Origin of the sequence: Thermaerobacter composti, assembly GCF_033582035.1 — a bacterium.
Lineage (GTDB): Bacteria > Bacillota > Sulfobacillia > Thermaerobacterales > Thermaerobacteraceae > Thermaerobacter > Thermaerobacter composti.
Genome location: NZ_CP132508.1, coordinates 1,211,502 through 1,226,009, shown reverse-complemented (window position 1 = coordinate 1,226,009; position 14,508 = coordinate 1,211,502). Strand labels below are relative to the sequence as shown.

The window sequence follows — 14,508 nt, the reverse complement described above, 5'->3', positions numbered from 1 at the left end:
TCGCCCGGGGGGCGGCGGGCCCGGTCCGGTCCGCGGGGCTGGCCACCCGGGGGGCGGTGGGCTCGGTCCGGCCCGCGGGGCTGGCCGCCCGGGGGGCAGCGGGCTCGGTCCGGTCCGCGGGGCTGGCCCCTCGGGGGGCGGCGGGCTCCCCCGTCGCCGCGGCCTTCACGCCGGATCCCTCCCCTCCGCCCCACCGGGGGTCCGGGCCGCGGCTGGCGGCACCGCGGCGGGCCGGATGGCCGCTCCCGCGGCACTCGCCCCCACGGGCCCGGGACCGCCCCCAGGGGCCGCCGCCTCATGCGGGGAGGCCGCACCGGATCCCGGCTCCTGCGCCTCGCCGCCCGCGCCGAGCCCCGTCAGGCCGCCCCCCTCCACCGGGGGGACCGCACCCAGCCCCTGCTCCCGCAGCACCCGGCCCAACCGGTCCACCTGGGCCGCCACCCGCCCGTCGACCTGCCCGCGGGGGCTCTCGACGCGGAAGTCCCCCGGGGCCAGGGTGAGATCGCCCACCAGCTCCACCCCGGGCGCCAGCGGCGCCGTGCCCTCCAGTTGCGCCAGGCTCTCGGGGTGGAGCAGCACCCGGGCCCCCTCGGCACCCAGGCGGGCGAGGGCCTCCTCCACCTGGGCCCGCAGGGCGGTCGGATCCGCCGCCAGCTGCTGGCCCGCCACCCGCCGCGCGATGGCCAGCGCCAGCTCCAGCAGGGGCTCCGCCGAGGCGGCCAGCAGCCGCCGGTACCGGGCCTCGAGGTCGCGGCGCTGCGAGGCGACCTGTTCCTCCAGCCGGCGTTGGGCCGCCTCCCACCGGGCCCGGCCCTCGGCCTCGCCGCGGGCAAAGCCCTCCTGCCAGGCCCGCCGGCGCAGATCGTCCGCCTCCCGGCGGGCCCGTTCCAGGTGGGCCGTCGCCGTCCGGCGGGCCCGCTCAAGCCACCGGCGCGCCCGCCGTCGGGCCCGCGCCCCGTCCCCCGCAGGCACCGCCGCGGCCCACCCCGCCACCTCCGCCCCGCGCGCGACGGGCGCCGCCGGGCTGTCCCATCCGCGCCCGCCAGGGGACGGGCCTTGCCCCCGTGGAGCGGCGTCCCCGACGGGCGCGAGGTCCGCCCTCCGGTCCCCGACCCCGTCTTCGGCGGCCACCGGCGCCGGCGTCCAGGGCTGGGCCCGCCCCCGGGTCCCCGCGCCCGGCGCCTCCGCGCCCCGGCCGTCGCCCCCACCCGCCGCGACCGTCCCGGCCGCGGCCCGGCGCCCCGAGGGGGAGCGACGGCCGCCGCCGGCGGCCAGAACACCGGGCGTCCACGGCCGGGCGACCTCCACCCGGGACGATCCGGCCGGCCCGCGGCCGCCTACGGCCGTCCCCTCGCCTCCATCCCCGCCGCCCGCAGCCCCTGGCGCCGCGGGCCGGCGCAGGGCGGTCGCGGCGGCGGCGCCGCGTTCCACCTCAGACCACGACCTCATCCTGGCCACCCCGCGCGATGACGATCTCGCCCTCTTCCTCCAGGCGCCGGATGATGTTGACGATCTTCTGCTGGGCCTCTTCCACGTCGCGGAGGCGCACGGGCCCGAGATAGGACAGGTTCTCCTGGAGGATCTCCACGGCCCGCTGCGACAGGTTGCGGAAGATCTTCTGCTTGACCTCCTCGCTGACGGCCTTGAGGGCCAGCGGCAGGTCCTCGTTGAGGTCCACCTCACGCAGCACCCGCTGGAGCGAGCGGTCGTCCAGGAGGACGATGTCCTCGAAGACGAACATGCGCTTCTTGATCTCCTCGGCCAGCTCGGGATCGGTGACCTCCAGGACCTCCATGATGCTCCGCTCGGTGCCGCGGTCCACGTTGTTCAGCACCTGGACCACCGCCTGCAGCCCGCCGGCGGCGGTGCCCTCGTCCGCCAGGACCGACGAGAGCTTGCGCTCCAGCACCCGCTCCACCTCGCGGATCAGCTCGGGCGAGGTGCGCTCCATCAGGGCCAAGCGGCGCGCCACGTCGGCCCGGCGCTCCGGCGGCAGGCCGCTCAAGACCACGGCCGCCTGCTCGGGGTGCAGGTAGGCGAGGATCAGGGCGATGGTCTGCGGGTGCTCCTGCTGGATGAAGTTGAGGATCTGCATCGGGTCGGCGCGCCGCACGAACTCGAAGGGGCGCACCTGGAGCGTGGCGGTCAGCCGGTTGAGCACCTCCGCCGCCCGCTGGTGGCCCAGCGCCTGCACCAGGAGCTGGCGGGCGTAGTCGATGCCGCCCTGGGCGACGTAGGCGTGGGCCAGGGCGAGGTCACGGCACTCCTCCAGCACCGCCTGCCGCTGCTCCGGCGAGACCCGGTCCGTGTTGGCGATCTCCAGGGTCAGCTGCTCGATCTCGTCTTCCCGCAGGTACCGGAACACGCGGGCGGCCAGCTCCGGCCCCAGGGAGATCATCAGGATCGCCGCCTTGCGGCGAGGCGGGATGTCGGCCCCTGGCGGGCGCGGAGCGGATGCTGCGGACGAACCGGCCGCCGCGGGCGCGACCCCGCCGGCGGACCCGCCGCGGGCGGGTCCGCCGGCGGCGGGCTGCGCCGGGGCCGGGGCGGCGCCCGCCGCCCCGGCCCCGGCGGGGGCGCTGCCGCGTCGCCCGGCCGGGCCCCCGGCGGGGGGCCCGGCCGGGCGACGCCCTCCGGCCCCAAGGCGACCGCTGCCCTCGGCCCCGGACGCCGAGCCCAGCGTCCCCCTGCGGCCCGGCGCCGGCCCAGCCGCCGTACCCGTCGCTCCGCTGCCCATCTCCCGTGGCACCGTCTCCTGTGGAAGCGCCAAGGCCCGTCGCCTCCCCCGTCCCTACCCCGCCGCCCGGGTCGCGGCCGGTGCCCATCGGCCCGCGGCACCCGTCGGCGGCCCGGCTAATTGGCCGACCGCTCCGCCAGCCAGCTGCGGATCACCTGGGCGACGTGCTCCGGCTGGTTCTTCACCAGCTCGCTGACCTGCTCGTAGACCGCGGCGTCCGCCATGCGCCCGTCGGCCCAGGCCGGGACCCCATCGGCGCCGCCGGCCCGCGCCGCCGGCAACCCGTGGAGCGGCAGCCCGTCCTGTCCAGGGACCGCCGTGCCGGCCCCCTCCACCAGGTCCTCGGCCTCCTCGCGGGCGCGGCGGACGGCCCGCCGGCGCCAGGCCACGACCAGGGCCGCCACCGCCAGGGCCGCCAGCAGGCCGGCGCCCGCCCAGAGGGCCCACCGTCGCGCCGCCTCGCGGGCCTGCCGCTCCGCCTCGAGCGACTGCTGCAGCCGGTCGGCCACCGTCGTGTCGAAGGGCATCCCGACGACCTCCACCTGGTCCTGCCGCTGCGGGTCGCTGCCGATGGCGGCCGCCACCACCTGCCGGAGGGCGGCCTGCCGCTCCGGCGTCAGCTGCCCGTTGACCACCACCGCCACCGAGAGGCGCTGCACCGCCCCCGGCGCCACCTGGAGCCGGTCGATCACCTCGTTGACCTCGTAGTTGGCCGTCCGCTCCGTGCGCTGGTACTCGCCCTCGCCCCCGACCAGCTGGGGATAGGTGGGGATGTTGGCGTCGCCGGGCACGCCGCCCGGGACCCCCTGACCCGTGAAGGTCTCCTCCAGCTCCTGGATGGACCGCAGCAGGCCCTCGCCGCCGTCGGCCGGCGGCTCGAACAGGTGCCGCTCGATCACCTGCTGGTCGAAGTTCAGCTCGGCGTTCACCCGGGCCACCACGTTGCCCGGTCCCAGCACCTGTTCCAGCAGGGTCTGGAGCCGGTGTTGCAGGTCCGCCTCGAACTGGCGCTCGACCTCCAGGCGGTCGTCGGCGCGGGCGGTGTCGGTTCCCTCCGCCGGACCGACCTCGGCCGAGAGCAGGCGGCCGGTCGCGTCGACGACGGTCACGTCCTCGGGCTTCAAGCCCTCCACCGCCGAGGCCACCAGGTGCATGATGGAGCGCACCTGCTCGGGCCCGAGGTCGGCGCCGGGCTTGAGCTGCACCAGGACCGCGGCGCTGGGCGGCCGACGCTCGGCGACGAAGGGGGTGTCGTCCGGCAGGACCAGGTGGACCCGCGCGGCCTCGACGCCCTCCAGCCGGCCGATGGTCCGCGCCAGCTCGCCCTGGAGGCCCCGCAGGTACTGCACCTGCCGCTCGAACTCCGTGGCCCCCATGGGCATCCGCTCCATCAACTCCAGGCCCACCGTGCCCTCCCGCGGCAGGCCCTGGGCGGCCAGCTCCAGGCGCAGCCGGTCCACCTCGGCGGCGGGCACCAGCACGGCCCGGCCGCCCTCCGCGAGCTGGTAGGGCACCCCCTGCTCCTCCAGCTGGCCGACGATGGCGGCCGCGTCGGAGGGATCGAGCCGGGTGAAGAGCGGCTCCCATCGCGGTTGACCGCGGCCCGCCAGGGCCAGCGCCAGCAGGCCCGCCAGCGCCAACCCCGCCGCCGCCACCACGGTCCAACGAGCCGCGGGCCGCAGCTGCCGGAACCAGCCCAGGAACTGTTGGGGAAGCTGCCGCAGTTGCGTCACCGGCATCGGGCCCTCCGCCGCCTCCTTCCCGTCGCCCTCGCCGCGCGCGGGCTATGCGGCCGCCCTCGCCGCCGCTCGCCGTCGGCGGCGGGCACGGCGGACCTGCTGCAGGTGGGCATCTGGGCGATGCGGCCGTCTCGCCGCCGGTCGCCGCCGGCCAGGGTCGCGGGCCGCCGTCAGATGGGCATCCGCATGATCTCCTGGTACGCCTCCAGCGCCTTGTTGCGCAGCTGCACGGCGAGCTCGACGGCCAGCCGCGCCTTCTCGCTGGCCACCATGACCGCGGACAGGTCGTCGACCTGGCCCGTCACCAGCCGCTGGGCCATGGCATCGGCTTCGGCCACCGTCCCCTCCAGTTGGGCCAGGGCCCGCGCCAGCTCCCGCAAGAAGCGGGGACCGTCGCCGGCGGCCGTCTCGGCGCCGCCTGCCGGCGTCCCTGCGGCACCGCCGGCCGGCGCCAGGCCCTCCGCGACGGACGGCGCCCCCACGCCGCCCGCCCATCCCACGCCCCATGGGCTCATGGATCATCCCTCCTGCTCTGCATCCAGCCCGCGTGCCGCCTAGCCCCGGCCCAGCTCCAGGGCCCGCAGGGCCAGGGTGCGAGCCGCGCTGAAGACGGCCACGTTCGCCTCGTAGGCCCGGGTGGCCGCCAGCAGATTCACCATCTCCATCAGCGGATCCACGTTGGGGTAGGCGACGTACCCGTCGGGCCCGGCGTCGGGATGCCCCGGGTCGAACACCAGCCGCGGCGGGGAGGGATCGGCGACCACCGCCGTCACCTGCACGCCCGCCGGGCCGAGGCCGCCGCCCCAGGGGCCGGTTCCTCCCGTCCCCCGCGGCGCGACGCCGGCGGCGCCCCGGGCCAGGGGACCCGCCGCCACCCGCTCCCGCAGCACCTCGGCGAAGGGTCGCACCCGCTCCTGGAAGACCGGCACCAGGCGCCGGTACGGCCCGCCGCCGGGGGCCCGGGTGGTGTCCACGTTGGCCAGGTTGTTGGCGATCAGGTCCAGCCGCAGCCGCTGGGCCGTCATGCCGCTGGCCGCGATGGCGAGGGTGCCGAAGAGGCCGTCGCCCATGGCGCTACCGCCTCCCCTCGGCGATGACCGTGCGCAACAAGGCGATGCGATCGGAGAGCTGCCGGATCAGCGCCTGGTAGTGCAGACCGGTCTCCGCGAGGCGCGCCATCTCGGCGTCGAGGTCGACGTTGTTGCCGTCGTTGCGCAGGGCCGTCCCCGTCTCGCGGTACACCGCCTGCCAGAGCGCGCCGACGGGTCCCCGGCCCGGCTGGTGCGCGGGGTGGGTGGCGGCCAGGGGCAACGGGCCTCGGCCCGCCGCCTGCAAGCCGTCCGCCCTGCCGGCGCCCCTCCCCGACGCCTCCAAGGCCAGCGCCAGCGCCCGGTCGAAAGCCACGTCGTAGCGCTTGTAGCCAGGGGTCTCGGCGTTGGCCACGTTCTGCGCCAGCAGGCGCTGACGGAGGGCCAGCACCTCCAGCGCCGCCGCCAGCCGGTCGTCGATGGCGCCCCACATGGGCCCACCCCCTCCGCTGCGAACACCGCCCGGTCCGGGAGCACCGGGCGCCTGCGCCGGGCACCGGGCACCCGCGCCGGCCCGGGTCGCCGCCGGCCCGCCCGGCGGACCGGCCGGGCTTGGGCTCCGAAAAGACGAGCCGCCCGCGGCGCAACCGGCACCACGGGCGGCCCACGACGGCGGGGACAGAACCACCACGCGGCGTTCGGCAGTCCGGCCGTCATAGTCCCGCCGGGGCGGGACCGTAGACCCGTGACTTTGCGAGCCTGCCTTTCGGCAGGGGTGCCTTTGTCGCTGCCGCGGGGGGCGGGCCGTCGCCAGGCTCCGACCGCTCCTGGAGCCCGGCGGGGGCACAAGGCCTCGCCCGCCCCCGAAGTTTATAGATTTGTCTATCCCTGTCGACCCGAGCTGGTCGACATGATTCTCCACACCACTGGTCATTCCTGCTATCGGCGACAAAAAATTTGGGACCCCGGTCCTGGATTTGGGTCCCTCTCTCGACACGGTTCGCCTTTCCAGCCGCGGTCTCCTTGGTGCGGGCGGCCGCCCGGCGGGCCGCGGCGGTCCCCGGGTCAGAGGATGTACCGGCTCAGGTCCTGGTCCTGCAGCACCCCCTCCAACCGCTGGCGGACGAAGGCGCCGTCGACCACCACCTTGCCCTGGAGGGCGTCGGGCGCGTCGAAGGCCAGGGGCTCCAGGACGCGCTCCAGCAGCGTGTGCAGGCGACGGGCACCGATGTTCTCCGCCTGCTCGTTGGCGCGGGCGGCCATGGCCGCCAGTTCGTCCACCGCGTCCGGCGTGAACTCCAGCTCGACCCCGTCGGTCGCCAGCAGCGCCTGGTACTGGCGCAGCAGGGCGTTGTCCGGTTCCGTGAGGATGCGCTTGAAGTCCTCACGGGTCAGGGGCTGCAGCTCCACCCGGATGGGAAACCGGCCCTGCAGCTCCGGGATCAGGTCCGAGGGCTTGGCGACGTGGAACGCGCCCGCAGCGATGAAGAGGATGTGGTCCGTCCGCACCGGGCCGTGGCGGGTCATCACCGTCGAGCCCTCGACGATGGGCAGGATGTCGCGCTGGACGCCCTCCCGGGAGACGTCGGGCCCGTGGCCCCGTTCCCGGCCGGCGATCTTGTCGATCTCGTCGATGAACACGATGCCCGCCTGCTCGGTGCGGCGGATGGCCTCGGCCACCACCTGGTCCATGTCGATGAGCTTCTGGGCCTCCTCCTGGGCCAGCACCTCCCGGGCCTCCCGCACCGGCAGCCGGCGCCGCCGCTTGCGCCGGGGGAGCCAGTCCTTGAGCAGGTCCTGGACGTTGAGGGTCACCTCTTCCAGGCCGGGCCCGCCCAGGATGTCCACCATCGGCGGCGCCTGGTCCTCGACCTCGATCTCCACCACCTGGTCCTCCAGCTGGCCGTCGCGCAGCCGCGCCGCCACCTCCTGCCGGCGCCGGCGCCAGTCCTCCTCCTCTTCCGGGCGCGGCGGCTCGCTGGGCTGGGGCGTGCCCCCGAGGGGCCCCAGCAGCATCTCCCACGGCGAGGAGAAGCGCGGGTGCCGCCGGCGGGGCGGCGGCACCAGCACGTCCAGCAACCGCTCGTCGGCGGCCGCCCGCGCCCGGTCCTGGACGGTGGCCATCCGCTCCGCCTTCACCATGCGGATGGCCGTCTCCACCAGGTCGCGGATGATGGACTCCACGTCGCGCCCGACGTAGCCCACCTCGGTGAACTTCGTCGCCTCGACCTTGATGAAGGGCGCACCCGTCAGACGCGCCAGGCGGCGGGCGATCTCGGTCTTGCCCACCCCCGTCGGGCCGATCATCAGGATGTTCTTCGGCGCCACCTCGTCCCGCAGGTGGGGCGGGAGCTGCTGGCGGCGCCAGCGGTTGCGCAGCGCGATGGCCACGGCGCGCTTGGCCGCGGCCTGGCCCACGATGTACCGGTCGAGCTCCGCCACGATCTGGCGCGGCGTCAACCGATCGGGCTCCCATGCCGCACCCGGTGCGGCCGCCTGATGCACGGCGGGCGTCCCTCCTCCGGTGCCGATGGCCGGTCCCGACCCCTGGCGGCCGCCGCACCCTGCCCCTGGCGCCCTGCGGCGCCGGAGCGCTCCCCGATGCCGCGCCATGGGGCCTCGAGAACGGCCGACCCCAGAACGGGGCGGCCTCCTTGGATCCCGCACCCCGCTCCCCCCGCCTCGTGGACCTCCCCGCGGACGCGGCCTTGCGCCGTCGGGAGGAGGAGCGCGGGGGCCTAGAGCTCCTCCACGATCAGCTGGTCGTTGGTGTACACGCAGAGCTCGGCGGCGATGCGCATCGCCTCGCGACAGATGGACGGCGCGTCGAGTGCGGTGTGCCGGACCAGCGCCCGGGCGGCCGCCAGGGCGAAGGCCGCGCCCGAGCCCACCGCGACGATACCGTCGTCGGGCTCGAGCACCTCGCCCGAGCCGGAGACCAGCAGGAGGTGCTCGGCATCGGCCACCACCATGAGGGCCTCGAGTCGTCGCAGCATCCGGTCGGTGCGCCAGTCCTTGGCCAGCTCCACCGCCGCGCGCACCAGCTGCCCGGCGTGCTCCTCCAACTTGCCCTCGAACCGTTCCAGCAGGGCCACGGCATCGGCCACGCTGCCGGCGAATCCCGCCAGCACCCGGCCGTGGTAGAGCCGACGAACCTTGCGGGCCCGATGCTTCATCACCATGTGCTGCTCCAAGGTGACCTGGCCGTCGCCGGCCATGGCCACCTTGCCGCCGCGGCGCACCGCCAGGATGGTGGTGCCGTGGAACGACCCGGAGCGTCCCACCATGCCACCGATTCCTCCCCGGCCGACAGGGCCTCCGCCGCCCTCGCTGGGACCGCGCCGTCTCACGGCGGCGGACGGTGACCGGCCCCTGGCGGCTCCCGCCGCCGCGCCCGGGGGTGGGCCTGCTGGTAGACGGCCCACAGGCGCGCGCGCGAGACGTGGGTGTAGACCTGGGTCGCCACCAGGCTGGCGTGGCCCAGGAGCTCCTGGACGGTGCGCAGCCCCGCCCCCCCGTCCAGCAGGTGGGTGGCGAAGGTATGGCGCAGCAGGTGGGGATGGGCGCGCAACCGCGCCACCGCCGCGCCGGCCTTGCGCACCACGGCCTGGATGCCCCGGGGGGACAGCCGCCCGCCCCAGCGGTTGAGGAACACCGCCCGCCGGTCCTGGGGCGGACACGGTCGTCGGCGACGGGCCGCCTCCAGCTGCGGTCGCCCCTCCTCGACGTACGCCCGCAAGGCCGCGGCCACGGGTCCCACCAGGGGGACGATCCGCTCCTTGCCCCCCTTGCCGTACACCCGAAGCCAGCCGCCGTCCCAGTCCACGTCGTCCAGATCGAGCCCGCTCAGCTCCCCGACGCGGAGACCGCACCCGTAGAGCAGCTCGAGGAGCGCCCGATCGCGCAGGGCGGCCGGCCCGCTGCCGCCCCCTGCAGCTGCCAGCAGGGCCCGGACCTCCTCGGGGGTGTAGACCCGCGGCAGTCGCCGGCGCACCCGCGGCGTGCCCAGGCGCGCCGCGGGGCTCGTGGCGACCCACCCCTCCCGCACGGCGTACCGAAACAACCCCCGCACCGCCGCCAGCTTGCGCGCCACGGAGGAGCGCGCCAGGCCGCGTTCCTCCAGGTGGACGAGCCAGCGGCGCAGGTCGCGGCTGGTGACGCGGGACAGGGACGCGGCGTCCACCGGCGGCGCCAGGCCCAAGAAGTCGAGCCACCCGGCCAGGTCCGCGGCGTAGGCCTCCAGGGTCCGCACCGCCAGACCCCGCTCCAGGCGCAGGTGGTCGAGATAGGCGGCGACGACGTCGGCCGGGCACCCGCCGGCTCCGGCCGGCGGCCGGCCCCCGGCGCCGCTCACGATCTCACCGCCCCGGCACGGGCGTCGGCGTCTCCGCGGCCCGGGTCGACGCCCGCCCTGGGGCCACCGGCGCCTCCCTCCCCGCGGGCGTCGCGGGCGCCCGGGCGCCCGCCGCGGAACCCGCAGGCCCACCGCCGGCGATCACCGGCGCCGTCTCCGGCAGACGGGCGGGGGCGAACCCCTCCAGCGCCTTCAGCGCCCGCTCGGCCATGAGCAACCTGCGCCGCCGCGGGTCACGGACCCGCCGCGGGAGGGGCGGCAACAGCCCGAAGGCGATGTTCATCGGCTGGAAGTGGTCGGGGTGCGCCTCGGTGATGTAGCGCGTCAGCGCGCCGTGGGCCGTCTCCGGCGGGAAGGCCACGGGCTCCTCCCCCCGGACGAGCCGGGCGGCGTTGATGCCCGCCACGATGCCGGTGGCCGCCGACTCGATGTAGCCCTCGACGCCCGTGATCTGCCCAGCGAAGAACAGGTCCGGCCGCTTGCGCGTCTGCATCGTCGGCTTGAGGATCTTGGGCGAGCAGATGAAGGTGTTGCGGTGCATGACGCCGTAGCGGGCGAACTCCGCGTTCTCCAGCCCGGGGATCATGCGGAAGACCCGCTTCTGCTCGCCCCACTTGAGGCTGGTCTGGAATCCCACCAGGTTGTACAGCGTCCCGTAGCGGTTGTCCCGCCGCAGTTGGACCACCGCGTAGGGCTCCTTGCCCGTGCGCGGGTCGACCAGGCCCACCGGCTTCAGCGGCCCGTAGCGCAGGGTGTCCGGGCCGCGCCGGGCCATCTCCTCGATGGGCAGGCAGCCCTCGAAGAACAGGCCCCGCTCGAAGTCGTGGGGCACGTGCCGCTCCGCCTCGACCAGGGCCTGCCAGAACGCCTCGTATTGCTCCCGGGTCATCGGGCTGTTGAGGTAGTCGTCGCCGCTGCCCTTGCCGTAGCGCGAGGCCCGGAAGAGCTTCGACAGGTCCAGGGACTCGTAGGTGACGATCGGCGCCGCCGCGTCGAAGAAGGCCAAGTACTCCTCCCCCGTGAAGCTGCGGATCCACCGGGACAGCGCGTCGGACGTCAGCGGCCCGGTGGCGATGATCACCGGCCCGTCCGCGGGCGGCTCCGTCACCTCTTCCCGGATCACCTCGATCAGCGGATGACTCAGGATCGCCTCCGTCACGCGCCGGGAGAACTCCTCCCGGTCGACGGCCAGGGCGCTTCCCGCCGGGATCGCGCTGGCATCGGCCGCCTGCATGATCAGGCTGCCGAGGCGGCGCATCTCTTCCTTTAATAGTCCGGGCGCCTGGTCCAGCTGGGCCCCGCGCAGGGAGTTGCTGCACACCAGCTCGGCCAGGTTCCCCGTGTGGTGGGCCGGCGTCGACTTCACCGGCCGCATCTCGTAGAGGCGGACGGGAATGCCCCGGCGAGCCACCTGCCAGGCCGCCTCGCTTCCCGCCAGCCCACCGCCGATCACCGTCACGCGGTTCGCCATCCTCACCGCCTCCCCGCCCCGGCACCGGCGCCGGCGGTCTCGCCCGCGGCCTCCCGCTGGTAGCCGCACTCCGGGTTCGCGCACACCAGCCGCACCCCCTGGCGGGAGCGCTTCTCCGCCAGGAAGGTGCCGCACTCCGGGCAGGTCTCCGCCGTCGGCCGGTCCCAGGTGGTGAAGTCGCAGTCCGGATAGTTGCTGCAGCCGTAGAAGACCCGCCCCTTGCGCGAGCGCCGTTGCACCAGCTCGCCGCCGCAGCGCGGGCAGCGGGCGCCGGTCTTCTCCACCAGCGGCTTGGTGTTGCGGCACTCGGGGAACCCCGGACAGGCCAGGAAGCGGCCGTATCGCCCGTGCTTGATCACCATCCGCCGCCCGCACTTCTCGCAGACCTCGTCGGTCTCCTCGACCGGCAGCGCCACCCGCTGGATCTGCTGCTCCGCCCGGCTCAGCGTCTCGCTGAAGGGACCGTAAAACGCGCGCACCACGTCTTCCCAGTCCCGCTCGCCTTCCTCGATCCGGTCCAGGTCCGCCTCCATGCGGGCGGTGAACTCCACGTCGACGATGTCCGGGAAGTACTCCTTGAGCAGGGCCGTGACCACCCGCCCCAGCTCCGTGGGGCGGAAGCGACGGTCTTCCTTGACCACGTAGCCCCGCTCCTGGATGGTCTCGATGATCGGCGCATAGGTGCTGGGGCGACCGATGCCCTTCTCCTCCAGCGCCCGCACCAGCATCGCCTCGGTGTAGCGCGGCGGCGGCTGGGTGAAGTGCTGCTCCGGCCGCAGCGCCCGCACCCGCAGGACGTCCCCCTCGGCCAGCTCGGGCAGCATGCGGTCCCCCTCGTCGCCGTCCCCCTCGGCGCCCTCGTCCCGCCCCTCGACGTAGAGGCGCATGAACCCCGGGAACTTGACGGTCGAACCCGTCGCCCGGAAGCGATGCGGCCCGGCGCCGATCTCGACGGTCACCGTGTCCAGCACGGCCGGCGCCATCTGGCTGGCGACGAACCGCTCCCAGATCAGCCGATACAGCTTGTACTGGTCGGGCGTCAAGTCGTCCTTGATCGCGTCGGGTTCCCGCGCCACCGACGTCGGCCGGATCGCCTCGTGGGCGTCCTGGGCCTGTGCCTGGCGCCGACCCGCCTGTTTGCGGGGGGACGAGAACTCCGCTCCGAAGCGCGCGGCGATGTACGCCGCGGCCTCGTCCAGGGCCTGGTCGGCGATGCGCGTGGAGTCGGTGCGGATGTAGGTGACCAGACCCACCGCGCCCTCGCCGCGCAACTCGATGCCCTCGTACAGCTCCTGGGCGATGCGCATCGTGCGCCGCACGGAGAAACCCAGCTTGCGCGACGCCTCCTGCTGCAGGGTCGAGGTGGTGAAGGGGGGCGCCGGGTTGCGGCGCCGCTCCTTGCGCTCGACGCCGAGGACGACGAAGGCGCGCCCCTCCAGATCGGCCAGCAGGCGGTCCACCGCCTCCCGACTCGGCAGCTCCCGCTTGCCGTCGGCGTCGCCGTGGTAACGGGCCGTGAACACCTCGCCGCCGGCCTGGCGCTCCAATTCGGCGTCCAGCGTCCAGTACTCCTGGGGCGTGAAGGCCTCGATCTCTTCCTCGCGGTCGACGATCAGGCGCACCGCCACCGACTGGACGCGGCCCGCCGAGAGGCCCCGCCGCACCTTGCGCCAGAGCAGGGGGCTGAGCTTGTAGCCCACCAACCGGTCGAGGACGCGCCGGGCCTGCTGGGCGTCGACCAGGTTGCCGTCGATGGGCCGCGGCTCCTGCAACGCGCGCCGCACGGCGTCGCGGGTGATCTCGTGGAAGACGATGCGGCAGGGCGAGTCCTCCGGGATGTCCAGCAGCTGGCACAGGTGCCAGGAGATGGCCTCGCCCTCCCGGTCCGGGTCGGTGGCCAGCAGCACCCGATCGGCCTGGCGCGCCTGCTGCCGCAGGCGCTCGATCAGCTTGCCCTTGCCCCGGATCGTGATGTAGTGGGGCGTGAAGTGATCGTCGATGTCGACCCCCAGCTGGCTCTTGGGGAGGTCGCGCACGTGGCCCATGGAGGCCTCGACGGCGTAGTCGCGCCCCACGAACTTCTTGATGGTCCTGGCCTTGGCCGGCGACTCGACGATGATCAGCGTCTTGGGCAATGGCATCACGCTCCGGCGCCTCGGCGCGTTGCACCCTAGTGTAGCACTGCCGGACGCCGCCGGGCAACGCGGGGTGGAAGATCCTGCTAGACCCCGCCCAGCCCGTGGTCCCCCAGCACCGCGGCCACGTCGGTCCACGTGGCCACGGGCGGAGCCCCGGCCCGCAAGAGCTCCATGATGCCCTCCCCCTGCCGCCGGGTCACCGGTCCCGGCACCGCCATGACCGCGCGCCCCGCCGCCAGCGCCAGATCGGCGGTCACCAGCGCGCCGCTCCTGGGCGCCGCCTCGACGACCACCACCCCGTCGACCAGGCCCGCCAGGATGCGATTGCGCTCCGGGAAGCGGAAGGCCTCGGCCGGGGTGCCGGGCGGATACTCGGCGACGAGCCACCCCGTCGCCGCCAGCCGCTCCGCCAGCGGGCGGTGCTCCTCCGGATAGACCCGATCCGGGCCGTGGCCGAGGACGGCCACCGACCGCCCGCCGGCGGCCAGGGCACCGCGATGGGCGGCGGCGTCGATGCCGACGGCGAGGCCCGACACCACCACCCAGCCGGCCGCCGCCATGTCGCCGGCCAGCCGATGGGCGAGCTGGACCCCGTACGGAGAGGCGCGGCGGGACCCCACCACCGCCACCCAGGGCACGTCCTCGGCGGGGGCCCGACCCCGGTAGTAGAGGATGAGCGGCGGATCCGGGATGGTGCGCAGGCGCCGCGGGTAGGCCGGTTCGTCCCAGGCGACCCAGTCCACCCCCGCCGCCGCCACGCGGCGGGCCAGCCGCTCCGGGTCGATCCGGTCCCGGGCCGCGGCGGCGCGGAGCAGGACCTCCCGCGGCGCCACGGCGGCAGCCAGCCACTCCTGCGCCGGCGCCCGCCAGGCCGCCGCCGGCCCGCCCAGGGCCGCGGCCAGCCGCCGCGCGCGCTGGCGCCCCAAACCGGGCAAGGCGAGCAGGGCCATCCACGCCCGGCCGGCGTCCATGCTGGGGATCCCCCCTCCTCCAGGGGCGAGGTTGTCCTGCGGGATGCGACGCCTCAAGCGGCGGCTCCCC

General features: G+C 75.4%; 12 protein-coding genes and 1 riboswitch. All 12 genes read right to left on the bottom strand.

Translation table 11 applies throughout. The features are described from left to right. Nucleotides 1–165: 165 nt before the first annotated feature. Nucleotides 166–1,449: a FliH/SctL family protein gene (locus tag Q5761_RS04800; protein WP_318751390.1), complete on the bottom strand. Its 1,284-nt coding sequence runs from the start codon at nt 1,447–1,449 to the stop codon at nt 166–168. Next, nucleotides 1,433–2,428, bottom strand: a complete 996-nt coding sequence (gene fliG / locus Q5761_RS04795; RefSeq protein ID WP_318751611.1) for a flagellar motor switch protein FliG — start codon at nt 2,426–2,428, stop codon at nt 1,433–1,435. Before fliG ends, Q5761_RS04800 begins: the two co-directional genes overlap by 17 nt. A 425-nt stretch (nt 2,429–2,853) precedes the next feature. Then, nucleotides 2,854–4,476, bottom strand: a complete 1,623-nt coding sequence (gene fliF, locus Q5761_RS04790; protein WP_318751389.1) for a flagellar basal-body MS-ring/collar protein FliF — start codon at nt 4,474–4,476, stop codon at nt 2,854–2,856. A gap of 170 nt (nt 4,477–4,646) precedes the next feature. After that, nucleotides 4,647–4,991: a flagellar hook-basal body complex protein FliE gene (fliE, locus tag Q5761_RS04785; protein ID WP_318751388.1), complete on the bottom strand. Its 345-nt coding sequence runs from the start codon at nt 4,989–4,991 to the stop codon at nt 4,647–4,649. A gap of 39 nt (nt 4,992–5,030) precedes the next feature. After that, nucleotides 5,031–5,546: a flagellar basal body rod protein FlgC gene (gene flgC / locus Q5761_RS04780; protein WP_318751387.1), complete on the bottom strand. Its 516-nt coding sequence runs from the start codon at nt 5,544–5,546 to the stop codon at nt 5,031–5,033. A 4-nt stretch (nt 5,547–5,550) separates the two neighbouring features. Further along, entirely contained in the window at nt 5,551–5,997 is a 447-nt protein-coding gene (gene flgB, locus Q5761_RS04775; protein ID WP_318751386.1) for a flagellar basal body rod protein FlgB, read from the bottom strand. A 204-nt stretch (nt 5,998–6,201) separates the two neighbouring features. Continuing rightward, nucleotides 6,202–6,294: riboswitch (cyclic di-GMP riboswitch) on the bottom strand. A gap of 275 nt (nt 6,295–6,569) precedes the next feature. After that, a complete protein-coding gene (hslU, locus tag Q5761_RS04770; protein ID WP_318751385.1) occupies nt 6,570–8,009 on the bottom strand; it encodes an ATP-dependent protease ATPase subunit HslU in 1,440 nt (479 codons plus the stop codon). Nucleotides 8,010–8,242: 233 nt separating this feature from the next. After that, on the bottom strand, nt 8,243–8,791 hold the full coding sequence (gene hslV, locus Q5761_RS04765; RefSeq protein ID WP_318751384.1) for an ATP-dependent protease subunit HslV: 549 nt from the start codon (nt 8,789–8,791) through the stop codon (nt 8,243–8,245). A gap of 59 nt (nt 8,792–8,850) precedes the next feature. Beyond that, entirely contained in the window at nt 8,851–9,858 is a 1,008-nt protein-coding gene (locus Q5761_RS04760) for a tyrosine recombinase (RefSeq protein ID WP_318751383.1), read from the bottom strand. Nucleotides 9,859–9,862: 4 nt separating this feature from the next. After that, entirely contained in the window at nt 9,863–11,329 is a 1,467-nt protein-coding gene (gene trmFO / locus Q5761_RS04755) for an FADH(2)-oxidizing methylenetetrahydrofolate--tRNA-(uracil(54)-C(5))-methyltransferase TrmFO (protein ID WP_318751382.1), read from the bottom strand. Between the two features lie 2 nt (nt 11,330–11,331). Continuing rightward, the gene (gene topA, locus Q5761_RS04750) at nt 11,332–13,470 is read right to left on the bottom strand and encodes a type I DNA topoisomerase (protein ID WP_413084591.1); all 2,139 of its coding nucleotides are present in this window, start codon (nt 13,468–13,470) and stop codon (nt 11,332–11,334) included. 80 nt (nt 13,471–13,550) lie between these two features. Next, the gene (gene dprA / locus Q5761_RS04745) at nt 13,551–14,495 is read right to left on the bottom strand and encodes a DNA-processing protein DprA (protein WP_318751381.1); all 945 of its coding nucleotides are present in this window, start codon (nt 14,493–14,495) and stop codon (nt 13,551–13,553) included. Nucleotides 14,496–14,508: the final 13 nt, after the last annotated feature.